The sequence below is a fragment of the Agrobacterium vaccinii genome (genome assembly GCF_021310995.1).
Lineage (GTDB): Bacteria > Pseudomonadota > Alphaproteobacteria > Rhizobiales > Rhizobiaceae > Agrobacterium > Agrobacterium vaccinii.
In genome coordinates, this window is sequence record NZ_CP054151.1 from 1,114,390 (window position 1) to 1,137,119 (window position 22,730).

The following is a 22,730-nucleotide window of genomic DNA, read 5'->3' on the forward strand; positions in this document are numbered from 1 at the left end:
GATCCGGCATCATCGCCGCAGCCATTTTTCAATCAGCCTTTAACGGCGCCCTGGGTCAGTCCGCCGATCAAACGGCGTTGCACTAGAAGGAAGAGTAGTGTGGCGGGAAGAGCTCCCACCACGGCGCCTGCGGCCAGCAGACCCCATTCGATCTGGTATTCACCGATCAACGTCTGGATCGCCACGGTGACAGGACGGACGTTCCGTCCGCCGAGCGTCAGTGCGTAGAGATATTCGTTCCAGGCGGTGATGAAGATGTAGATGCCGGTGGAGATGATGCCGGGGATCATGAGCGGCAATACGACACGACGCAGCGCCGTCAACCGTGTGCAGCCGTCCGTCATGGCGGCTTCATCGAGACTTTTGGGAATTGCGCCGACATAGCTCGTCAGCATCCAGACAGCAAAGGGTATGGCTGCCGTCGCATTGGCAAGGATCAGCGCGAAATGCGTGTCGAGGATGTTGAGCTTTCGAAACAGCACGAAGAGCGGCAGGATCAGAAGCACAATTGGAAACATGTTGATCAACAGAAACTGTAACATGAATATCTTGCGTCCGGGGAACCGGAACCGCGAGAGCGCATAGGCTGCGGTGACCGCAACCAGAAGGCCGACAACGACGGTACCCACGGCGATGATCAGGCTGTCCAGCATGTTTTTGAGAAATGACGTCTGCTCGATCAGACGCACATAATTATCGAAGCTCCAGCCGGATGGCGAAATCGAAACGCCGGTGGCGCTGAGCACGGCTGTTGGCGTCAGGGATGTCAAAACCATCCAGGCGAAGGGCGCCATGGCGAAGAGGACGATCAGGAGAACGGGTAAATCCGTCGTCAGAATGCGGCGCAGGGTGCTGGGCTTCTTCATCGTTCGACCTCACGCATGGTTCTGGCAAGATAAAAGGCGACGAAGGCACCGAGGAAAATGGTGAAGGTGACCGCGATGGTGGTGCCGTAGCCGAAATCGAGATTTTGACGTGCCTTGATGAAGGCGTAGAGCGGCAGCGTATGGGTGGCATAGCCTGGACCGCCGCCGGTCATGACGAAGATCACGTCCATCGAATTTGCGACCCAGATGACCCGCAAGAGGCCAGCGGTGGCCAAAACGGGGCCTATCCCCGGTAGCGTGATGTGGACAAATTGCCGCCAGGCGGATGCACCGTCGATTGAGGCCGCCTCATACTGGCTCTTCGGAATACCCTGAAGCCCCGCCAATATCATGACTGCGAAGAAGGGAAAGCCTTGCCAAGTGAGGGTAGCGATGATGGCGTAAAGGGCGACGCCGGGATCGGCAAGCCATGGGACAGCCGTCTGGACCACATGCAGATAGAGCAGGATGTCGTTGAGAACCCCGGTGTTGGGATCGTAAATCCAGCGCCACATCAGTGCGATGACCACGCTTGGCAGTGCCCAGGGAATGATGACAAGCGCGCGCGCAAGTCCACGCCATGGAAACTCGCGGTTCAGCAGAATTGCCGTGAGTAGCCCAAGGCCCATTTGCAGCGGCACAGTCAGGCCGATCCAGATCACGGTGTTCCACACTGCACTCCAGAAGACCGGGTCATTGAACAGTTTGACGTAATTGCCGAACCCGACAAAGCGACTGGCATTTGGCTTGAACAGCACAAGATCATAAAAGCTTGTGAAAACGGCCTGGATCATCGGCAGAAAGACGATCACCGCTGTGACGACAACAGCCGGCGCCAGCAGCCAGTAGGGCATGAACTGCTGGCTTTGCCAGAACGGCTTTACCTTCTGTTGCTGGTGCGTGGAGACGATCGGCGACATGCGGTTATCCTGGGTTTCGGATCGATGCTTTGGGAGGGCTCCGGTGGAACGTCCAGTGGAGCCCGCCTGCCTTATTGCGCAAACAGTGTGTTGAGCTGTTCCATCATCTGCTGCGAGGTTGTCTGGCCGGTGAGTGCCTGCTGCATTGCCGTCTGCCACGCCGTATTCACAAATTCCGACGTGCCGGAACTCTGGGGAAGGACATGCGCGAAGGGAAGGGACTGCACGGTGGCGTCCACGAAGCGGCGTTCATGGAGTTTCCAGTCGGCAGAACCGCTTTTCGTCACGGTCATCTGGCCGGTCGCAGTGTTGAACGCGACGTTGTTTTCGCCTTCCGCGAGGAAGGAAATCCATTTCCACGCCGCATCCTTGACCGAGGACGAGGAGAAGACGGCTAGTGATTCATCGCCATAGGACGTCCACTGTTTGCCACCACATTTCGGTACAGGAACGGCAGAAACCTTGTCTCCGAGTGCGGCGACGAGGTCTTTGGACGAGCCGATGTGATGAATGGTCATGGCCGTCTTGCCGGTTTTGAAGGCCGCGATGATTTCCTGGAAACCGTCATTAGGCGCAGATGGTGGAATGACCTTGTCTTTCTGGAAGAGGTCGATCAGCCATTGGTTGGCGGCGACCGCCTGTGGTGTCGTCAGTCCGCCGGGTTTCAGCTCCGCACCCTGTGAGAACACGAAAGCGCCCCACTGGTCCCAGCCGCCCTTGCCGCCACGCAGGCCAAAACCATAGGTGTTGGGCGCCTTTGTCAGCTTGATTGCGGCCTCGCGGAAATCCTCACAGGTTGCCGGTGGCTTCAAGCCCGCTGCTTCGAACAGATCGGTGCGGTAATAGAGGTAAAGAACGACATACTGGATGGGCAGATAATATTGTTTGCCATCTGCGCCCTTGTTCAATTCAAGCAGGTTGTCGAGAAGGTCTGCCTTCCCCGGCCAGGCATTGATCCGATCATCAAGCGGCTCCAGAGCGCCCATCTCGGACAGACGCGGTTGGGCGAAGAGTTTGACCATCGCTGCGTCCGGCGCGCTGCCGCCCACGAGAGCCGTGTAGAGATTGTCGTAGTAACTGTTCCACGGAACGTTTTCCGCTTCGATCTTGATGTCCGGGTTGGCTTTTTCAAACTTGGCGACAAGATCCGACATCGGATTTGCCGGATTGTCGAAATGGTACCAGAAGCGAACAGTGTCAGCGGCGTTAGCTGGGCTGAATGCCACGGTCGCGGCCATCGCTACACTAATTGCTAGTTTTTTCAGAAGTTTCATTGCTGTTATCTCCTCCGTTATCAGCAATTCACGTTTTCAGTTCGTCATCATCCTTCTTGCCGCCCTCCCAGCAGACCGCAGCGCCTCCCGCGCTGCCTCCAGTTCGTTGGTGTTTTGCAGGAAGCCGTGGGTAACGCCGGGTACGATCTCAAACTCGTCCGTGCGTCCCAGGATTGTTAGCCGAGCGTGCAGCGCCACTGTGTCCGAAAACAGCGGATCGACCCCCGCTGCCATCAGGTAAAGCGGTGGCAGGTGCGAAAGCGCTTCGTCGGTCGCCACAAGCGGGCAGGCGAATGGGTCGCTGTCAATCGCGCCGTCGCCAGCATACCAGGCCCAATAGCGACGCATCTTCGCAGTCGTTAGGCCCGGGCCGTTTTCAAATCGGACGTAAGAGTCCCCCGTGAGATCGGCAGCAAAGTTTCCATAGAAAAGCAGGCCGCCATCCGGCAGCGCATGTCCGTTCGCCTGTTGGTGCAACATGGCGGCAAGGGCAAGATTGGCACCGGCGGAATCTCCCGAAATCAAGAGGGGTCCGGTATTCACTCCGTTGACGTCGCCTGCAAGGAGCGCTCTCAAACAGGCGACGACATCGAGCAGGCCAGCAGGAAACGGATGTTCCGGGGCGAGTCGATAATCCGGCATTGCAACAGCCATGCCCGTTTCGTTGGCGAGCACCCGAGCGCATCGTTCGTGGGTTTCAGGGCTGCAAAAGGCAAAGCCGCCGCCGTGCACGAACAGAACAGTTCCGTTGCTGGCGTTTTCCGGTGTCAGGATGCGCATCCGGCATGACGCTGACCCGAGCGTTGTGTCAGCCGCGATCCAGACCTCGGTATCCGACGCCATCGGCGGCAGGTCTACGTTCCAGCGCTGATTCAGGCGCTCAGACAGCGCACGTCCCTCCGCAGGTGGAAGAAGAGTGGCATCCGGCAAAGGGCCGGTTTCCGCCATCACCTTTTCCATGAGGGCCTGCATCTGCGGTGAGATGATGCCGGGATCGGCCTGGTGAGTGCTCATTGGTTGGCATCCGGGAAAACATCGGGCCCGAAGTCGACAATGGTCGCGATGTGGTGTCGCATGGCGGTAGTGGCGTTGGCGACGTCGCCACTTTCGATAGCATCGATGATGCTGCGATGGCGCAAGGCCGTGGCCTTCAGGTCGCGTTCCATCCGGCTTTGCGAAATCTTGAAGCGGTGATTGTGCACGAGGCATCGATGCAGGATTGGGTCCAGCGCAGGAAGACTTGCGCTCTCCAATATTCGTCGATGAAAATCCCGATCGATCGCAGCCAGTTGAAGTTCATCATCGTCATCCGCTGCCGTCAGCATCTCATCGAGCATGACGTTCAGGTCCAGGATCAGCGCCTTGTTGGCGGACCGCATCGTCCGCGGCAGTCCGCTGCATTCGATATGCGTGCGAAGGCGGAACATCTCGATGGCTTCATCCGCCGTGCATTCCGAAACCTGCGTACCACGATGTCCCTGGCGACGAACGAGGCCTTCTTCTTGCAACTGCAAAAGCGCTTCACGCACTGTGCCCTGACTGCATTGGAAATGTGCGGCAAGCTCCAACTCCGTCAGCCCGGTGCCCGCAGTCAGGTTCCCAAGCATGATGTCGCGCTTCAGCGCGTTGAAAGCCGTTGCCGCTTTCGGAGGCTTGTTCACGACAGGTTTGGGCGAAAAATATGTCATCGGGTCTGCCTAGCAACGGAGACTTGAATATATTATCATTATTGATAATGATATCGATAATGGCCGTCAAGGTCGAAAACACCGGGAGGAAACTTGATGACGGTCATAACGCTGAAGAATATCAGCAAGTCCTACGGCGAGCTCCAGGTCATCCACGGTATTGATATAGATATTGGCAGCGGTGAGTTTCTTGTCCTCGTCGGACCTTCCGGCTGCGGAAAATCGACGCTCCTGCGCATGATTGCGGGGCTTGAAGGTATTTCCGGTGGTGAGCTTGCAATCGGCGGCAGCACGGTCAACGATCTGTCACCCGCAGAACGTAACATCGCGATGGTGTTTCAGGACTACGCGCTCTATCCGCATATGACGGTTGAAGACAATATGTCGTTTGGCTTGAAGATGCGTGGAACAGCGCAGGACGAAATCGACAGGCGCGTGGATAATGCCGCCAATGTTCTCAAGATTACCGATTTTCTTGAACGTCGCCCTGCGCAATTGTCCGGCGGTCAGCGTCAGCGTGTTGCCATGGGTCGGGCAATCGTCCGCGAGCCAGCCGCGTTTCTGTTTGATGAACCGCTTTCCAATCTGGATGCGTCCTTACGTGTCGAAATGCGTTTGGAGATCGCCAAGCTCCACAATCGCATGAAAGCGACGACGGTGTACGTGACCCACGATCAGGTGGAGGCGATGACTCTGGCTGACAGGATTGCCGTTATGAACGCGGGCAGAGTGGAGCAGATTGGCAAACCCCTCGATCTCTACCGACGGCCCGCAAGCCTTTTCGTGGCACGGTTCATAGGTAGTCCGACGATGAACACCATCGACACCACGTCCGAAGGCGACAAGGCGATTACCGTTCTGGGACGCCAAATTGATGTTGTGGAATATGTCGGGGAGCGCAGCGCGGCTCCTATTGTATTCGGCATTCGCCCCGAGGACCTCAGCAGCTGTCCGCCGGAAGAGGCATGGTTCTCAGGCGAGGTCGTGGTGGCAGAACGGCTTGGCAGTCAGACATATGCCTATCTTGAGATAGGCGGCACCCGCATGCTGACGGTGGAATTACCTCGCGACGCAGATATCACTGTCGGAGAAATGATCCATGTCAAGGGAGAGACCGGCTCGGTTCATCTATTCGACAAATCGACAGGACGACGTTTAAACAATGGGTTCGTGTAGCGGGCGAAAGCAGGAATGATGCCAAACCTTTATCATAGATCATGCGATAAATGATCTGCTGGGACGATGTCCAATGGTCGCTTCCCGCACCCTACCGGCCAAGAGTCGTTAGCCTTATGCCTCAAATACTTCTACACGATTGCGACCGTTCCGTTTTGCGGCGTAGAGCGCCTGGTCGGCATTACTCAAAAGAGTTTTCAGTGCCATTCCATCCGCGACTGTAGCAATGCCCAAACTAATTGTGAGTGGGATGTGTTTTCCATCATGCCATATGTCAAGCGCCTCGACAGTACGGCGTAGGTGTTCGGCCTGTTGCATGAGAGCGTGCGTAGAAGAGGCCTTCACATAAAGGCCGAACTCCTCGCCACCCAGTCTTGCGAATATGCTGTCTCTTGGCAGAGTTTCGGCCATCCCTTTGGCTGCGGCAATAAGAACATGGTCACCTGCAGCGTGGCCGAAGGTATCGTTGACCCGCTTGAAATGATCGATATCGATGATCGCTAAGGTATCACCGGGCGCTGTCTGTGACGGCAATTTGGAGAAGAACCAATGTCGATTATGAATCTGTGTCAACGGGTCCGTGGCCAGCAGATGAAGCAGACGGGTTTCAGCCCTTTCCTTGGCGAAAACGAGCACGAACATGGCGATAAAAAACTGACAGAGGATGAGGAGGAAGAATGTTTCACTGACGGAGATTGAGATCGCTTCGGGCGTTGCAATGCTTGCAATCGTAATCAACCCCAACAGTGCTTTAGCGGCAAACGACAAAGCCAAGGGAAAACGAGCGCGAATGTTCTCGCTGCGTGTGTTGCGCAAGACAACGACACCACAGGACGCCATAAAGATTGCCATCAGCGTCAGGAAAACCGTCGCGCGATAAACGTTGGTCAAATGGAAATCAGTCGCGATTGCCACGATGACCGTCAAAGGTGTGATCGCAAGCACGATCGAATCTCGATGAGAAACCTTTTCGGTGACGAGGCGCCGGATGCCAATCCAGAGCAGTCCGTAAGCGAGCGGGCCTAAAGCAAGGCTTACCAGTGTCCAAGCATAATATGGCAGCTCGCCCCTTTCGCCAGCACCTGCAATCGAAGAGCCTACGGCCAGCAAGATAAATGCGATTGCCATAAGCCGCAGACCCAAGCGCTTGCCGGATTGCCACCTGACATACATGAAGCAGACAGCCCCAACGAGAAGTGACGACTTATGCAGAAGCAAGACAGTATTGAGATCCAAGTCGATCGCCCAAAAATTCTAATGTGTCCAATAACAGCCGGACTTTAGCATCTATGAATTACTGAAGGCTGAAATTGGTTTTTATAGTTTTGGGCATTCTGTACGAATCGCGAGGGGATAGTCTTGGCATTTCTGTATCGTAACTGCGGCGAACGGTTGCGCTATGAGGCACAAACAATGGCTTCATGTCCGTTTATAATCTGTGGCGTCCCTCGGCTATGCCAACGAGATATCTGTCCAGCTAGCACAAGCAATGCTCACGGCAACGCACCTGCGATGAGCCGCTGACTGTTTGTCAAAATATGCAGGACAGGCCATTCAGGCAGACTGCGCGAAGTTTCTTACATCGCCCACGCGGCCCAGGCCGAAATGCGACCGGAGGGTGTTGCCTTCATACCTTTTGCGGAACAGGCCTCGCTTTTGCAGGATCGGAACCACCTCTTCGGCAAAGAGCGAAAGCTGGCTGTTGATGATCGGCGGCATGACGTTGAAGCCATCTGCTGCGCCGCTGCGAAACCAGTCTTCGATGATGTCGGCAACCTGTTCTGGAGTGCCGGTCGCCACGAAATGTCCGCGCGCACCGGCCAGCTTGCGCAACAACTGACGAAGTGTCAGGTTTTCCTTGAGCGTCAAATCCACGTAACCGATCACGCGGCTCTTCGAAGCCTCTACCGTTTCGGGGTCGGGGAAGTCACTGCGTGTGAGTGGTCTGTCCAGCGGAATGTGGCTGAAGTCATGGCCTCCGAACCGTGCCGACAGGCGTGTCAGACCCACATCTGTACTGGTGAGGGCATCCAGTTCTTCCCAGACCCGCTCAGCCTCTTTCATGGTAGAGCCAATCGCAGCACTTATGCCCGGCAAAACGACGATGTCATCTGCACTGCGTCCGTAGCCAGTCGCGCGAGTTTTGATGTCGGCATAAAAGGCCTTGGCCGATTCTTTCGTCATATGTGCGGTGAAGATCGCTTCGGCCCATCTGGCTGCAAAACCACGACCTGCATCGGACTGGCCAGCTTGGATATAGACCGGACGAGATTGCGGGCTTTCAGGCACGTTGAGCGGCCCTGATGTCCGATAGTGATGGCCGACGTAGTTCGCTGGCACGATCCGGTCGCGGTCGAGATAGTGCCCACTTTCCCGGTCGTCCAGCACGGCATCTGCGGGAAAGCTCTTCCAGAGTGCGTCGACCGCCTCTACAAATTCTTCTGCCAGCTTGTAACGATCTCCATGATCGAGATTTTGCTGGAGCCCATAATTGGCGCCTGCCTCCGGTGCCCAGGACGTGACGATATTCCACCCTGCGCGACCGTTTGACAGGTGATCCAGCGTGGCGAACTGGCGGGCGAGGGTGTAGGGCAAGCTGTAGGTTGTCGATGCTGTGCCGATGAGGCCGATGTTTTTCGTATGGGCTGCAAGCAGCGAAAGAAGAACGATAGGCTCCAGCGATCCCGACGACGCCAATCCGCTGCTGTTACCCGCCGCCAATGTATCGGCCAGAAAGACGGCGTCGAACTTCGCGTCTTCGGCGATCGTTGCAGCCTCGACATAGAGGTTCAAGTCGGTCAGCGCCTTGTGGTTTGACTTGGGATGTCTCCACGCTCCCTCATGGTGGCCGCGGGACATGAGAAACAGATTGAGATGCAACTGACGCGACATGGTATGTCCTTCAAATAGTGTCGGCTTCGACGCCAAGGCTTCTAAGCAGCTTTGTTCGTAGCAAGGAGAGTTCGCTCTGGTGCTCGCGGCGGGGGTGGGGAAGCGAGATGGAATGGTCTTCGGCGATACTGCCGTCCTTCAAGACAAGGATGCGGTCAGACAGAAGCAAAGCCTCGTCCACATCGTGCGTGACAAGGATGATTGTTGGTTTTTGATGCTGGACGAGACGCATAAGCAGCGCCTGCATTTTCAACCGTGTGAGTGCGTCCAGTGCCCCGAAGGGTTCGTCGGCCAACAAAAGATCAGGCATACGCAGCAATGATCTTGCCAGCGAAGCCCGCTGTTTTTGTCCGCCTGATAGCGTCGATGGCCAGACGTCTGCCTTGTCGCCAATGCCGACATCCCCAAGCATTTCCTGCGCGGCTGTTCGTGCATCGGATCGACGTAGCCCGAGCGTGACATTGTCGATGACAGTCTTCCACGGCAGAAGCCGCGAATCTTGAAAAAGAACGGATACGTTTTCCGGCGTGCTGTAATGGCCCCTCGTTTCTGCATCGTCGTCAAGTCCGGCAAGCGCCCGCAGCAGGGTCGTCTTACCGGACCCGGATTCTCCAAGCAGGGTCACGAATTGCCCCGCAGGAATATCCAGCGAGATGCGATCCAGAACGGTTTTGGTATCGAAGCTGCGTGAAAGGTCGCGCAAAACCACAGCATTTTTCACATGTAGATTCATGATCCCAAAGCCCGTCTGTAGGAAAGTGCACGGGTTTCGATCAGCCTAACGACCGCGTCGGAGGCGAGACCCAAAATGGCGTAAATCATGATGCCAACGACGATGATGTCTGTCTGGCCCCAGTCACGCGCCCGGTTCATCAGATAGCCTATGCCCGTTTGCGTATTGACGAGTTCCAGCACCACAAGGGCTGTCCAACAGAGAGCGACCGCAAGACGCAACGACACGAAGAAGCCGGGCAGGGCGCCGGGCAGGGCGACGTGGCGAATGAACTCAAGCCGGGTCAGGCCCAAGGTCCGCGCGAGCTCGACATGACCGATATCGATGCCGCGCAGTGCCGCATGGGTGTTGATATAGACCGGGACGAGTACGGCGGTGAAGATCAGGAAAACCTTCATAGACTCGCCAATGCCCAGCCAGATGATGACGAGCGGTATGAGCGCGAGCGTCGGTATCGCTCTTTTGATCTGGACAAGTCCGTCTATCAAAGCTTCGCCGGTTCGAGTGAGCCCAGATAGCAAAGCCAGGACGACGCCGACGAGAACACCCAGAAACAGCCCGGAATAGGCGCGGATTGCTGACGCCGCGAGGTGGGGCAGGAGGGTGCCGTCCACCAGCATGTCATAGCCTGTGTGAATGGCGGTCGATGGGGCTGCCAGCGTGCTTGGCGACAGCAGGCCAAGCCGGGAGGCCGCTTCCCACGTTGCAAGGAGGATGATCGGCCCGAGTAATCGCATTCCCGGCGGCAGCTTTGCCGGGGTAAGGCGGACAGCTTTGCGCTGGCTGCTAAACTCCGTGGCGCGTCTGGTGACGCCGCTTGCAAACCGTCCTGATGTAATGTCTGCCATGAGACCTCCGATCAACGTGACTGCTCTATGGTCCTGTCGAATTTATCGACAAAAGACCCCTTGGCATCGAGACGTTCCTTGATTGATCCAGCCTGATACAGGATGTCGATCAGCTTTTGATGGTGGGGAATGGCCTCTGCCGAGGTTTGAAACACCAACGGCGACTGGCCCTTCAGGATCGCTGCGGCGTCTTCAGCGGAAACGCGCTGAAAGTCCGTATAGTAGAATTTTGCCCAGTCCGCGTCGTGCTCGTTGCTCCACTCTCCGGCCTTCACGAAGGCCGATATGAACTGGCGAACTGCTTCGGCCTTTTCAGGGTCTGCAAGAACCTCCGGGCGCGCATAAAAGTAGGAGGTGCTCGGCAACAGCTTTCGCTCTTCTGGATCGAGCACGGGGCTCGCGCCAGCTTGGTTGACGAGGCGGGTAACGAAGGGCTCTTGGAGAACGGCGACATCAACGGCACCTGAGCGCAAAGCGTCCGGCAGGTCTGCCACACGTAAATTGACGAGCGTGACATCGCTCAGTTTCAAACCAGCCCTGTTTAGTGCTTCGATCAGGAAAACCTGACGGCCGGACCCTTCGACATAGCTCAGTTTTTTACCTTTGAGCTCAGCCAAATGATTGATTGTGAGGCCCGGACGGCTGGTGAGCCGATATTGAGCGATCTCGCGCGTGAATGTCGCAACGATTGGCAGAAGAGTTCCTGATGCACGCGCCTGGATCGGTGGCGTATCGCCGACATAAGCAATATCGACAGCGCCTGCCCTGATCGCTTCAAGAATGGCAGGGCCGCCTGCAAAATTGGGAAACTCGACATCGAATGAGAGGCCTTTGCCTTGTCCGCTGGCGTCCAACAGATTGCGAACGAGTTCCGCTTGGTCAGCGACAATCAGCTTCGATGCTGGATTGGCAGCGTTTGCTGACGGCGAACCGAATGAAATCACGGCAACGAACATCGACAGGGATGCTTGCAAAATTCTTCTGCGGAACAAGGAATATTCTCCGTTACAGGCACGCTGTCATCGGTAGATAGCGGCAGATATCAACTCTTGTTTAATGTAAATAAAGCCTAGTGAATTAATAGGTTATCTGTGCGCATGGTTTGCGTGTTAAAGCATTTCTTTTCCACGAGATGCGATTTCCAGAGACGAAAATTCCAGTGCTTTAACGCCCCATCGCCCGCGCGTATCCGCTGCGAATGTTCTGCCTGACTGCCGGAAAGTGGGATCACAGCCCAAAATCAAGCTGTGGAGCTTGGGCAGTGTCTTCGGTGCTGAGCGAGGAGAGAGTGATACCCAGGAGACGGACCGGCTTTTTGAATGGAAAGACAGACGCTAGCAAAGTGTCTGCTAGATCCAGAGCAAATTCCAAATTCGGAATGCCAGACGGCATCGTCTTGCTTCGTGTTGCCTGGGTGAAATCCGAATATTTGATTTTGACCGTTACGGTTTTCCCGATGATGTCATGTGCCTCGCAGTACCGCCAGACCTTTTCTGCCAGAGGCCGCAACTCAGCCTTGGCGAGGTCGAGGCGATCGATATCCTCGGCAAACGTGTCTTCCGCGCCGATGGATTTACGGATGCGGTTGGGTTTGACCTGCCTCTCGTCGATGCCACGGGCGATCCCGTAAAAGTATGGTCCCGATTTGCCGAAGTGCTGTTGAAGGAAGGCGAGGGGTTTTGATTTCAAATCTAGGCCGGTCTCGATACCGTGCCGTTTCATACGCTCGGCGGTAGCGGGACCCACGCCATGGAATTTCTTGACGGGAAGAGCCTCAACAAAGGCTGGACCGTTCTTCGGCGTTATCACGGCCTGACCATTGGGCTTGTTCAGGTCGCTCGCCATCTTCGCCAGGAATTTATTGTAGGAGATGCCAGCGGAGGCGTTGAGGCCTGTAACCTCCTTGATCTTCGCGCGAATTTCGAGCGCTATATCGGTGGCGATCTCCATACCTTTCAGGTTCTCGGTGACGTCGAGATAGGCTTCGTCCAGTGACAGGGGCTCGATGATGGGTGTGTACTGTGCGAAAATCTCGCGGATTTGCTGGGAGACCTGCCGATAGACCTCGAAGCGAGGAGGCACGAAAATCAGGTCAGGGCATTTTCGTTTGGCGGTGACAGAGGGCATGGCCGAATAGACGCCGAAGGCACGTGCCTCATAACTCGCAGCCGCCACCACGCCGCGCGCAGCAGAACCCCCGACCGCCAACGGCTTGCCACGCAGTTCCGGGTTGTCACGCTGCTCGACGGAGGCGTAAAAGGCATCCATATCGATGTGGATGATTTTGCGAACCGGGTTCATGTCTGGCTTTACCGATTGACCTTGTGCTTGCCGAAAATGTCGACCCGCGTTCTCAATGAGTTGCGTAGAGACTGGACGACCCTAGTACAGCAAAAGACGTTCTTCCCGCAGGTCCGACTCGCAAATATCTCCTCCAGCCATCTGAATTTTTACCGCGTCACAGCACCGAAAGCATGCCGCCATCGACATAGATGATTTGGCCGTTGATATAGTCCGAGGCCGCTGACGCCAGGAAAACGGCTGTGCCTGCGAGTTCCTCTGGTTTGCCCCAGCGTTTCGCAGGCGTGCGGCCTTTGACCCACGCGTCGAATTCAGGATTGTCGATCAGGGCCTGGTTCATGTCGGTGATCATGTAGCCAGGTCCGATGGCGTTGGCCTGAATGCCGAACTGCGCCCATTCAGCAGCCATGGCGCGGGTCAGCATTTTTATGCCGCCTTTGGCAACCGTGTAGGGTGCTACGGTGGCGCGCGCCAACTCGCTGGTGAGTGAGCCGATATTGATGATCTTGCCGCGTCCACGCGGGATCATGCGGCGTGCCGCCTCGCGGCCCAGCATGAAGGCGCTGGTCAGGTTGGTGTCGATGACCCGTTGCCAGTCTGCCGTTTCCAGATCGACAATTGGTTTGCGGAACTGAATGCCGGCATTGTTGACGAGAATATCGATTTCCACGCCTTGTGCGTCGAAATCTGCGAAGGCTGCTTTGATGGCCTCTTCCGAGGTGACATCGAAAATGGAAGCACTGGCCTCATAGCCGTTTGCCGTGAAATCTGCGACTGTACTGGCGACGCGTTCGCCGTTGGTGCCGTTGATAATGACATGCGCACCGGCAGCAGCAAAGCCTTCCGCCATGGCGCGACCAAGGCCGCGCGAAGAGCCGGTGACGAGCGCGGTGCGCCCCTTGAGATCGAAAAGTGGATTGGTCATGGTGGGCCTCACAACGTGCTGCGACGGACGCTGAGGTCCGAACGTTCATAGACGGCAGGAAGAAGGTCGACACCCAGTCCCGGACCTTCCATCGGCAGGACATAGCCATTCTCGATCACCGGGACATTGTCCACAAGCTCCTTGTACCATCCGGTATAGAAAGCGCGAACGGATTCCTGGATCAGCGTGTTGGGTTGGCTGAAGGAGGCGTGGATGGCCGCGATGAAACCGATAGGGCCGATGCAGTCATGCGGCGCGAAAGGGCGATGATAGGTGTCGGCCAGTGCTGCAATCTTGCGGCCCTCCGTCAGGCCGCCGGTCCAGCAGAGATCTGCCATGACGATCTGCATCGCGTCGCGGTCCAGCATGTCCTTGTAGGGAAAGCGCGAACCGAGCGTTTCGCTTGCGCAGACTGGTATTGTCGTGGAGCGCGCAAACTCACTCAGTGCCTGCGGAGAGTTCATGCGGATGGGATCTTCGTACCAGGTTGGCTGGTACTGCTCCAACACGCGGGCGATCTTGATGGCGGTTGGCAGGTTCCACAGTGAGTGAAATTCGACCATGATCTCTATTTTGTCACCCACCGCCTTGCGGATTTTCTCGAATGGCTCGACAGCCTTCTTCATCTGCTCAGGTGTGATGTGCACGCCGTGGTTCTCGATTGCTGCTGGGTCGAAGGGCCAGATTTTCATGGCGGTGATGCCACTTTCCAGCAGGCTTTCGGCCACAGCGTCGGCGCGGTTCATGAATCCGTCGAGGTCTTCGTAAGGGCCGTTCGCATCGCCAAGGTTCCAGGTGGAAACCGGCTTGATGTTGTGGGATCGTACATATTTGTAGCCAGCACATGTGTTGTAGACACGCTGTTTGTCGCGGCACAGACCGCCCAACATCTGATGGACGGGCTGATCACAGACCTTGCCGAAGATATCCCAAAGGCCAATGTCGATTGCCGATGTTGCACGGGACTCCGCCCCGGTCGATGCCTGCGCCATGGGAAGATTGGTCATCTCCCTGTGCAGCGCTTCGATGTGCAGCGGGTTTTTGCCTAACAGGCGCATCGCCAAGGTGTCGTGGATATGCGCTTCGACGGCACCCGCACCGTAAAAAGTCTCCCCGAGCCCGATGATCCCTGCATCTGTGTGTATGCGAACCCAAAGGACATTGGAAAACTCTTCGGTTTTCAGTGTCTCGATCTGTGTGATTTTCACGGTGTTCTCCTACCCATCGCGATGTCGGCACGTTCGCCAGTCTTTCGCATCGCAATCAGATGCTGATATTGAATGGAGAGAATGACAATGCAACGCATCGTGTTTCACGGTGAAAATGCGGCTTTACCCGTCGCATGACCAGTCAGTAGTTGACCAGCAGTTGAGGGTTGGTTTCCCTACCGAAGCGTGGCTTCACATCAAGCAGAGGTGCTGTTCTCTCGATGATTTCCTTGGTCATCGGTGCTGCCGTGGAAGCGGCTGTCCTACCTCCGTGCACACCGGTTTTGTGGGCTCCGTGACGAAGGCGCTTCTCTGTAAGCGCCTTTTTGGCGCACTCAGCCGGAATCGCTAGCCCTCATGACGTTAATACACATGGCGTCGAAGCCGCCCTCCACCATATCCCAGAAGGAGCACAGGTTGTGGTCACTCTCGACTGACACCCGATCAAGGCGACATGTGTAACGCTTTGGGACCTAGCCTGGTAAAGTAACGTGCCCGTGTTGATGGAGGACCAGTACGACGGCTCCCATGGCATTTCGTGCTCATTTGAAACATATTCGTCATGATGAAACTTGGAGGATGTTATGGCAACACAGCGCTATGGTGCCGGAATCTGGCATTTCGCAACCTATCTCGATCGTTATGCGACGGATGGCTATGGTTCGCCTCGCAGCGTGATCGACGCTATCGATCTTGCGGGGCAGGTGAATGACCTCTCGGTAGTCGATATCAACTATCCATTTTTTGGCGGGGACTTTTCCAACGCTCAGGTGAAGGAGGCGCTTGATCGAAACAAGCTCGGCGTTATCGGTATTACACCCGAAATTTACACGCGCGAGTTCGTCAAAGGCTCTTTCACAAATCCCGATGCAGGCATGCGGCGGCGAACGCATGAGTTGGTGACGGAAGCCTGTGAGCAGGTGCGTTATTTCAATGCCGATTACGTCAAGCTATGGCCGGGTCAGGATGGCTGGGATTATCCTTTTCAGGTGGATTACGGCACGCTGTGGAAGCAATCGCTCGATGGTGTTGGACAGCTCGCCAGCGAAAATCCTGATCTGAAATTCGTGATCGAGTACAAACCCCGCGAACCGCGTGTGCGGATGAGCTTCGGCTCTGTCGCGCGGACGTTGTTGGGTATCGAAAAGATCGGCTTGCCGAATGTCGGCATTCTCCTGGATTTCGGTCACGCGATCATGGGTGGAGAATCCGCTGCCGACAGCGCGCAACTGGCGATCGACTATGGGCGCCTGTTCGGTATGGACGTGAACGATAATTATCGGTCCTGGGATGACGACCTTGTGGCAGGCAGCCTTCATCCCATCGAACTGTTCGAGTTTTTCCACGTGCTGAGGAAGAACAAGTGGGAAGGTGTATGGCAGCTCGATCAGTTTCCCTTCCGCGAAGACAGTGTCGCGACAGCCAACCACGCCATCGACTTCCTCAAGGCCGCATCGAGAGGTCTCGACGCGCTGGATGTGGATGCGCTGCAAGAGGCCCAGTCACGGCACGACGCAATCGGCGCACTGAAAATTGCTCAAAAAGCTTTGTATGGCGCAATGTAGACTGCCAACCACGGTGCAGTCGCCATGAGACTGCACCGGATGTCTTTTCGCATATCAATTAAAGGAAGCTGCCCCGCGCCGGGCAGTTCATTAAAGCAGGTCCTGTTCAATCGGCAGACGAGGATTTTTCGGTGCCTCGCCGAGTTGCGATCTCTCAAGGCGTTTGGGTCTTGCCCATTCCTGTCTCGCTTCTTCAGACAGTACGAGACCATGGCCTGGCCTGTCGGGGGCGTAGGCGTAGCCGTCGCGGATTTCGATGGGGGTTTCCACGAGATGATCGAAGTTCTGGAAGGAATATTCCAGCCATTCGACTTCCGGCAGGGCTGTGGCCATATGGACGCCGACTTCGAGGAAGGTGTTGCCAAGGCTAACCGGTATCCCCATTTCCGCGGCAAGCCAGCCGATGCGCATGACATCGGTCACCTGTCCATGGACATTGAGAAGATCGGTGCCGTGGTTTTCCAGAAGGATGCGCTTTCCCGGCATATCAAGATATTCGCCACTGTTGATCTGCGTCCAGTTGACGGCGTGACGCAGCGTCCGCAAGCCCTCGAAGTCATGGCGCAGAATGGGGTCTTCCACCCAGAGCAGATCGTGGCCAGCATCGCGGATTTCCGTCAGTTTGACGAGTGCTTCCTTGGAATTCCAGGCCTCGTTGGGATCGATCATGATCAGCGAACCCTCTGGCACCGATTGCTGAAGCAGCTCGAGCCGTTTCAGGTCGCGCTTGAAATCGGGATGGCCGACTTTGATTTTGAAGGCACTATACCCAATGCTCGCTGCATGGCGGAACAGCGCGCAGAATGCCTCGTCGCTCAAGTGGAAATCGAGACCACTGGCATAGGCGCGGACGCGATCCCGTCTGCTTCCCAGCAATTGATGCAACGGCATGCCGGCCTCTTTTGCGGCGAGGTCCCAGAGTGCAACTTGTAGCGCTTCATGAAACGGCAGCGAAAATGCGCGCTGGTTGCCGCCACGGGGCCGGTTGACACGGTGCACGAGGCCTATGGCTTTTTGGCCTTTCAGCGTTGGCCAAGCCTCGTTTTCGAAGACGGCTTCGATTTCAGCCTGATCGGGCAGGGGGTGGAACAGGGTCTGGATGAATCCCAGCCCGACCTCTCCCGTTTCAGAGACCAGTTCCAGAGCTGCAACGTTGGCGTCGTCGGCACGAACCTGACTATCGCCAATTACACGGTCGCGGGCAAACTGAAATCGCGTTATACGGAAATGAGAAATAGTCATGGCGGACTCTCTGATCGCTTAAAAACTGATACTGATCTATCAGAAAGGAAATTTTCTGTCATCATGAAAAAATTGTCGGAGCGTCAAACTGTGAAATCAAGCGTCATGGAAGCGGGTGCGCCGCGTCTTAGCGATGTGGCCTATGAGCGCATTCTCGAAAGTCTTTTCGAGCGCAAGGTACCCGTAGGCGCCTTCATTTCGCAAAACGAGCTTTCGGCCATTGTCGATGTGCCGGTCGCGCCGCTGCGCGATGCGTTGCGGGTGCTGGAAGCCGAGGGGATTCTGACCATTCATCCACGGTCGGGCATTCAGTTCATTCGGCCCGGTCTGGAGCTGACGCGATCCACCTATCAGTTCCGCTCTATTGTCGAGCGCGCGGCAGTGCGGGTGTTTGCAGAAGAAGCAGACGAGCACATAACAAATGCCCTGGAAGTCAGGCATTCTAGGCTTTTGCGCCGTGTGGAGCGTGATGGTATTGGCCCGGAGCAATTGCTTGAGATGGATTCGCTGGAGCTCGATTTGCATGGCCATATCATTCAGGCATTGCGCAATCCCCTGATAGACAGCGCCTACAAGCGCATGCACAATTACCTGCGGCTGCTGCGGCTGGAGCGGAAGGTGACGGTGCCGATCATGATCCGAACGCTGAAGGAGCATTTGGATATTCTGGAGGCCTGCGGCACGCGAAATGCTGAGGCTGCGGAAAAGGCGTTGCAGGCGCATTTTCAGGCGGCCATGCAGCGTAACCTCGGGCTGGTATAAATTAGCACCATTAATTTCAGAGGGTGGTGATGTGCGTTGTTGCAGATGTTGAGAATTGGTGCTAGCTTCCGCTGATCGATCAGATTGGGAGTCTGATCTCTTGGGAGGTTTCGATGCATCTGAGCAAACGTGAATTTCTGGCAGCAAGTGCAGTGTTGGCTTTTGCCGCGAGCCTGCGCAGCGCCAACGCCGCAACGGCGATCAATTATTGGCACCATTTCGCCAGCCAGTCCGAAATGGCGGGACTGGCCAAAATCATCCAGCTGTTTGCAGCGGCAAACCCGGATATTTCGGTGACGCAGGAAAGCATTCCGAATTCGGAATATATGGCGAAAGTCTCCTCTGCCGTCGTGGCCGGTGGCCGTCCCGATACCGGCATGGTGATTGCCGAACGTTTTGCCGACCTGACGGCGATGGGTGCGCTGGTCGATATCAGCGAGCGTGTCAACAAGTGGGAAAGCAAGGCCAACCTGCCGGACAACCGTTGGGCCGGAATGTCGAGTGAGGGCGCGATTTACGCGGTGCCAGCCTATGCCTTCGTTGACTGGATGTATTACCGCAAGGACTATTTCGACGAAGCGGGGATTGCCGCTCCTCCCAAAACCTTCGACGAGTTTTTGACCGTCTGCCGAAAGCTGACGGACCCATCCAAGAACCGTTACGCATTCGGCATGCGCGGTGGTGCGGGAGCATTCAAATACGTAATCGACGTGATGGAATCCTTCGGGTCTCCACTCGTGAAAGATGGGCAGGCGGCTATCGACAAGCCAGCGGCGGTCGAGGCGATCACCTTCTACGCCAATCTCTTCCGCAAGGAAAAAGTCGCGCCGCCAAGCGCGCCGAACGATAGCTATCGCCAGATCATGGAAGGTTTCAGAACCGGCCAGACGGCGATGATCTGGCATCATACCGGTTCGCTGATCGAAATCTCCACGGCACTGAAACCCGGCGTCCAATTTGCTACCGCACCCATGCCTGCCGGACCCAAAGCCCACATCGCTCGCGTGGCCTATGCGGGTAACGGCATCTTCAAGGATGACAATGTCGAGGCCGCGTGGAAATGGATCAGCTTCTGGGGCCAGACCGATGCCGCCATCGCGTTGCTTGAGGCAACGGGCTACTTCCCGGCATCGACGGCGGCACTGAAAGACGAGCGGATCACCGGAAATCCGATTTACGCTGCGGCCACGCAGACGCTTGAATTCGGCCGTCTGCCGAACAGTTTCGTCGGGGCAGCGGGCTGGTCGGAAAACGTTGTCAATCCGACATTCCAGTCGGTCCTGACAGGTCAGTTGACACCCGAACAAGCCGTCGATCGTATGATCGAGGGACTTGAAGCAGCGCTGCGCTAATCTCTTACAGGCGCGGTGCGGTTTGCCGTATCGCGCGCCAAGCAGGGACGGCATCAGAGCCGCGTTTTCATGACATCACATTCAAGACGCCATCCTTTCAGCAGTCTCGGAGACATCTCGGAATCGCGTTACTGGGTGTATCTGCTTCTCCTGCCGAGCCTTCTGCTGCTGTTCCTCGTGGTGGCTTACCCGACGATCTACGGGTTCTTCATCAGCGTGCGCGAAATGCGCCTGACACGGCCCGGCCTCAATGGCTTTGTGGGAATGAAGCATTACGTCGCGATGATGTCGGATCGCGTTTTCTGGATTTCGCTGAAGAACACCGCCATCTGGGTGGTCGCGGCTGTCACCATTGAGATGGCACTTGGATTCATCGCAGCCGTTGCGCTCAACCGCAATCTGCCGGGCACGAAGATTTTCGGCGTGCTGATCCTGCTTCCGTATTTCCTGCCCAACGTCGTGGCGGGGCATATGTGGGCGCTTCTTCTCGATCCGCGCCTTGGTGTCATCAATGACATTCTCGTTCGGATTGGTGTGCTCAGTTCCTACAAGGCCTGGTTTGCCGATCCCAACACCGCGCTTGCCGCGACCATTCTTGTCGAGGCATGGCACGGGTTTCCGTTCTTCGCGCTTCTGTTTCTGGCTGGCCTGAAAGGCATACCGGAAGACCTGTACAAGGCCGCTGCCGTCGATGGTGCTGGCTCCTTCACCAAGTTCAGATTGATCACCGTGCCGATGCTGAAGACGGTGATTACGGCGGCGGTCATCCTGCGCGTCATCAGCCTCGTCAACTCGCCCGATCTTTTGCTGGTATTAACAGGCGGTGGCCCCGGCAACGCCACGCAGGTTCTGTCGCTCTATGCGTTTCAGACGGCCTATCGCGATTTCAACTTCAGTTACGCGGGCGCTCTTTCGGTTGTGATGTTCTTCATCCTGATGGTCTTCGCAACGATCTACATTCGCCTGTCGCGCATAACGAAGGAGTGAGCCATGTTTAAAAGCAATCGTAGCAGACGACTGGCCGCCGATATCCTGACTTACGCCGTTCTGTTCACACTCGCGGCCTTCTGCCTTGGCCCTATGGTCTGGATGTTTCTGACATCGCTGAAGCCCGAGGCCGATATCGTCACGTCGCAGATGCAGTATATCCCGACGCACATCACCTTCGAAAACTATGTGGCGATCTGGACCCAGTCGAACTTTCCCGTGCTGATTACCAACAGTCTCATCGTCACCACGGTCACGGTCGCCATCTGCGTCGTTACCGGCACGCTGGCTGCTTATGCCTTTTCGCGGTTGGTGTTTCGCGGTCGCAACAACATCATGCTGGGTTATCTGCTGATCCGCATGTTCCCCGCCGTGATGATGATCATCCCGCTTTATGTGATGATGCGAACCGTGGGGCTGGTCGATAGCCGGTTCGGCTTGGCTCTTGCCTATACCAGTTTCCTGCTGCCGCTTTTCGTGTGGATGCTCAAGGGCTTTTTCGATGCCGCACCCAAGGAGCTTGAAAGTGCAGCGCGCATCGATGGATCGACCCGGCTTGGTGCGATGGTGCGCATCGTTCTGCCGCTGGCACGAAACGGCCTCGTCGCCAGCTCCGTTTTCATCGCCATTGCCGCCTGGAACGAGTTTATCTTCGCTCTCATGCTGACCACAGGCCAAGGGTCTCGCACATGGCCGGTCGGGCTTCAGCTGATGGTCGGCGAATTCCAGCTTCCCTGGGGCGTTCTCGCCGCAGGCGGCATTCTCAGCATTCTCCCCGTTATGCTTTTGTTTGCGATCGTCCAGCGGGCAATGGTTCAGGGTCTCACCGCCGGAGCCATCAAGGGCTAAAGGAACACATAAAATGGCGACACTTTCACTCAACAACGTCCGCAAGTCCTATGGCGCACTCGAAGTCCTGCACGGCATCGATATCGAGCTTGAGGATGGCGGCTTTCTGGTGCTGCTCGGGCCGTCCGGTTGCGGCAAGTCAACCTTGCTCAACATCATCGCCGGGCTTGATGAGACCTCGAGCGGCGATATTGCCATCGGCGGACAATCGGTCTCTAACCTGCCGCCGAAGGATCGCAACATCGCCATGGTGTTCCAGTCCTACGCGCTTTACCCGACCATGTCGGTGGAGCGAAACATCGGTTTCGGTCTGGAAATGCGCGGTACGCCTGTCGAACAGCGCCGCGAAGCCGTCGCGCGTGCGGCGGATATGCTGCAAGTCACGCATCTGCTGGATCGCAAACCGGCCAACCTGTCCGGCGGTCAGCGCCAGCGTGTGGCGATGGGTCGCGCGATCGTTCGCGACCCGGATCTGTTCCTGTTCGACGAACCACTGTCGAACCTCGATGCCAAGCTGCGCGTGGAGATGCGCACCGAGATCAAGCGGCTGCATGAGAGGCTAGGCACCAGTATCGTCTACGTCACCCACGACCAGATCGAGGCCATGACGCTGGCAACGAAAGTGGCCGTCATGAAAGGCGGCCATATCCAGCAACTGGCCGATCCGCGCACCATCTATGAACGTCCGGCCAATATGTTCGTGGCTGGCTTCATCGGTTCGCCTGCCATGAATTTTCTGAAAGGGCGGCTGGTGAACAGCGAGTCCGGCTGGCAGTTCAAGGCAGAAGACGTGTCGCTGGATCTCGGCCGCAGCGATACGAAACTGGCAGAACAGGACGTCATCCTCGGCGTTCGGCCGGAAGAGTTGAAAGTCGCCCACGCCGATAGAGTTGCCGCTTTCCGTGGCACAATCGACGTTGTTGAACCCACCGGTCCCGATACGATGCTCACCACGCTCATCGGTGGCCAAATCGTGATCGCCCGCGTTGAGCCGCGTTTTGCTGGCAAGCGCGGAGAGACCGTTGCTTTCACCGTCGATCCCACCAGCGTCAATCTCTTCGACCCGCAGACGGAATTAAGAGTGCAATGGTAAAGTCGGGCGCTCATCAAAACCTGTTCAGCGATGTGTACTGGCAGGATTG

21 protein-coding genes are annotated in these 22,730 nt (G+C 56.5%); 7 read left to right on the plus strand and 14 right to left on the minus strand.

Going from position 1 to position 22,730, the window contains the following annotated elements; translation table 11 throughout:
• Window positions 1–32: 32 nt before the first annotated feature.
• From HRR99_RS20275 to HRR99_RS20295, 5 genes are all read right to left on the minus strand, one after another.
• Window positions 33–866 carry a carbohydrate ABC transporter permease gene (locus tag HRR99_RS20275; RefSeq protein ID WP_233124630.1) on the minus strand — a complete coding sequence of 278 codons (834 nt, stop codon included), beginning with the start codon at window positions 864–866 and terminating at the stop codon, window positions 33–35.
• On the minus strand, window positions 863–1,786 hold the full coding sequence (locus HRR99_RS20280) for a carbohydrate ABC transporter permease (RefSeq protein ID WP_233124631.1): 924 nt from the start codon (window positions 1,784–1,786) through the stop codon (window positions 863–865). The genes HRR99_RS20275 and HRR99_RS20280 overlap by 4 nt, the downstream gene beginning before the upstream one ends.
• A 71-nt stretch (window positions 1,787–1,857) precedes the next feature.
• The gene (locus tag HRR99_RS20285; protein WP_233124632.1) at window positions 1,858–3,060 is read right to left on the minus strand and encodes an ABC transporter substrate-binding protein; all 1,203 of its coding nucleotides are present in this window, start codon (window positions 3,058–3,060) and stop codon (window positions 1,858–1,860) included.
• Between the two features lie 36 nt (window positions 3,061–3,096).
• Entirely contained in the window at window positions 3,097–4,074 is a 978-nt protein-coding gene (locus HRR99_RS20290; RefSeq protein WP_233124633.1) for an alpha/beta hydrolase, read from the minus strand.
• A complete protein-coding gene (locus tag HRR99_RS20295; protein ID WP_233124634.1) occupies window positions 4,071–4,748 on the minus strand; it encodes a GntR family transcriptional regulator in 678 nt (225 codons plus the stop codon). Before HRR99_RS20295 ends, HRR99_RS20290 begins: the two co-directional genes overlap by 4 nt.
• Before the next feature lie 96 nt (window positions 4,749–4,844).
• Here HRR99_RS20295 and HRR99_RS20300 point away from each other — a divergent pair, with 96 nt between their 5' ends.
• Window positions 4,845–5,924, plus strand: coding sequence for an ABC transporter ATP-binding protein (locus HRR99_RS20300; protein ID WP_233124635.1), 1,080 nt, complete (start codon window positions 4,845–4,847; stop codon window positions 5,922–5,924).
• Window positions 5,925–6,038: 114 nt separating this feature from the next.
• Here the strand turns inward: HRR99_RS20300 and HRR99_RS20305 are convergent, their stop codons facing one another.
• The 8 genes from HRR99_RS20305 to HRR99_RS20340 all read right to left on the minus strand — a co-directional run bounded on the left by HRR99_RS20305 (window position 6,039) and on the right by HRR99_RS20340 (window position 14,831).
• Window positions 6,039–7,160, minus strand: coding sequence for a GGDEF domain-containing protein (locus HRR99_RS20305; RefSeq protein WP_233124636.1), 1,122 nt, complete (start codon window positions 7,158–7,160; stop codon window positions 6,039–6,041).
• Between the two features lie 318 nt (window positions 7,161–7,478).
• Window positions 7,479–8,816 (minus strand): LLM class flavin-dependent oxidoreductase, encoded by a 1,338-nt coding sequence (locus HRR99_RS20310; protein WP_233124637.1) that lies wholly within the window; start codon window positions 8,814–8,816, stop codon window positions 7,479–7,481.
• Window positions 8,817–8,826: 10 nt separating this feature from the next.
• Entirely contained in the window at window positions 8,827–9,549 is a 723-nt protein-coding gene (locus tag HRR99_RS20315; RefSeq protein WP_233124638.1) for an ABC transporter ATP-binding protein, read from the minus strand.
• Complete coding sequence (locus tag HRR99_RS20320) at window positions 9,546–10,397, minus strand: ABC transporter permease (protein ID WP_233124639.1); 852 nt, start codon at window positions 10,395–10,397, stop codon at window positions 9,546–9,548. The genes HRR99_RS20315 and HRR99_RS20320 overlap by 4 nt, the downstream gene beginning before the upstream one ends.
• An 11-nt stretch (window positions 10,398–10,408) precedes the next feature.
• The gene (locus HRR99_RS20325; RefSeq protein ID WP_233124640.1) at window positions 10,409–11,389 is read right to left on the minus strand and encodes an ABC transporter substrate-binding protein; all 981 of its coding nucleotides are present in this window, start codon (window positions 11,387–11,389) and stop codon (window positions 10,409–10,411) included.
• Window positions 11,390–11,624: 235 nt separating this feature from the next.
• Window positions 11,625–12,698: a DNA polymerase IV gene (dinB, locus tag HRR99_RS20330; RefSeq protein ID WP_233124641.1), complete on the minus strand. Its 1,074-nt coding sequence runs from the start codon at window positions 12,696–12,698 to the stop codon at window positions 11,625–11,627.
• Window positions 12,699–12,855: 157 nt separating this feature from the next.
• Window positions 12,856–13,623: an SDR family oxidoreductase gene (locus HRR99_RS20335; RefSeq protein ID WP_233124642.1), complete on the minus strand. Its 768-nt coding sequence runs from the start codon at window positions 13,621–13,623 to the stop codon at window positions 12,856–12,858.
• A gap of 8 nt (window positions 13,624–13,631) precedes the next feature.
• A complete protein-coding gene (locus HRR99_RS20340) occupies window positions 13,632–14,831 on the minus strand; it encodes a mandelate racemase/muconate lactonizing enzyme family protein (protein WP_233124643.1) in 1,200 nt (399 codons plus the stop codon).
• 584 nt (window positions 14,832–15,415) lie between these two features.
• On the opposite strand from HRR99_RS20340, the gene HRR99_RS20345 reads away from it, so the two are divergent.
• Window positions 15,416–16,396, plus strand: a complete 981-nt coding sequence (locus HRR99_RS20345) for a sugar phosphate isomerase/epimerase family protein (protein ID WP_233124644.1) — start codon at window positions 15,416–15,418, stop codon at window positions 16,394–16,396.
• A 90-nt stretch (window positions 16,397–16,486) separates the two neighbouring features.
• On the opposite strand, the gene HRR99_RS20350 is transcribed toward HRR99_RS20345, so the two are convergent.
• Window positions 16,487–17,638, minus strand: a complete 1,152-nt coding sequence (locus tag HRR99_RS20350) for a mandelate racemase/muconate lactonizing enzyme family protein (protein WP_233124645.1) — start codon at window positions 17,636–17,638, stop codon at window positions 16,487–16,489.
• A 63-nt stretch (window positions 17,639–17,701) separates the two neighbouring features.
• Between HRR99_RS20350 and HRR99_RS20355 the strand changes: the two genes are divergently transcribed.
• From HRR99_RS20355 to HRR99_RS20375, 5 genes are all read left to right on the plus strand, one after another.
• On the plus strand, window positions 17,702–18,400 hold the full coding sequence (locus tag HRR99_RS20355) for a GntR family transcriptional regulator (protein WP_173999229.1): 699 nt from the start codon (window positions 17,702–17,704) through the stop codon (window positions 18,398–18,400).
• Between the two features lie 113 nt (window positions 18,401–18,513).
• On the plus strand, window positions 18,514–19,752 hold the full coding sequence (locus tag HRR99_RS20360) for an ABC transporter substrate-binding protein (protein ID WP_233124646.1): 1,239 nt from the start codon (window positions 18,514–18,516) through the stop codon (window positions 19,750–19,752).
• A 69-nt stretch (window positions 19,753–19,821) separates the two neighbouring features.
• Window positions 19,822–20,739 (plus strand): carbohydrate ABC transporter permease, encoded by a 918-nt coding sequence (locus HRR99_RS20365; protein WP_233124647.1) that lies wholly within the window; start codon window positions 19,822–19,824, stop codon window positions 20,737–20,739.
• 3 nt (window positions 20,740–20,742) lie between these two features.
• Entirely contained in the window at window positions 20,743–21,588 is an 846-nt protein-coding gene (locus HRR99_RS20370) for a carbohydrate ABC transporter permease (RefSeq protein ID WP_065700216.1), read from the plus strand.
• Between the two features lie 13 nt (window positions 21,589–21,601).
• Entirely contained in the window at window positions 21,602–22,681 is a 1,080-nt protein-coding gene (locus tag HRR99_RS20375; protein ID WP_233124648.1) for an ABC transporter ATP-binding protein, read from the plus strand.
• Window positions 22,682–22,730: the final 49 nt, after the last annotated feature.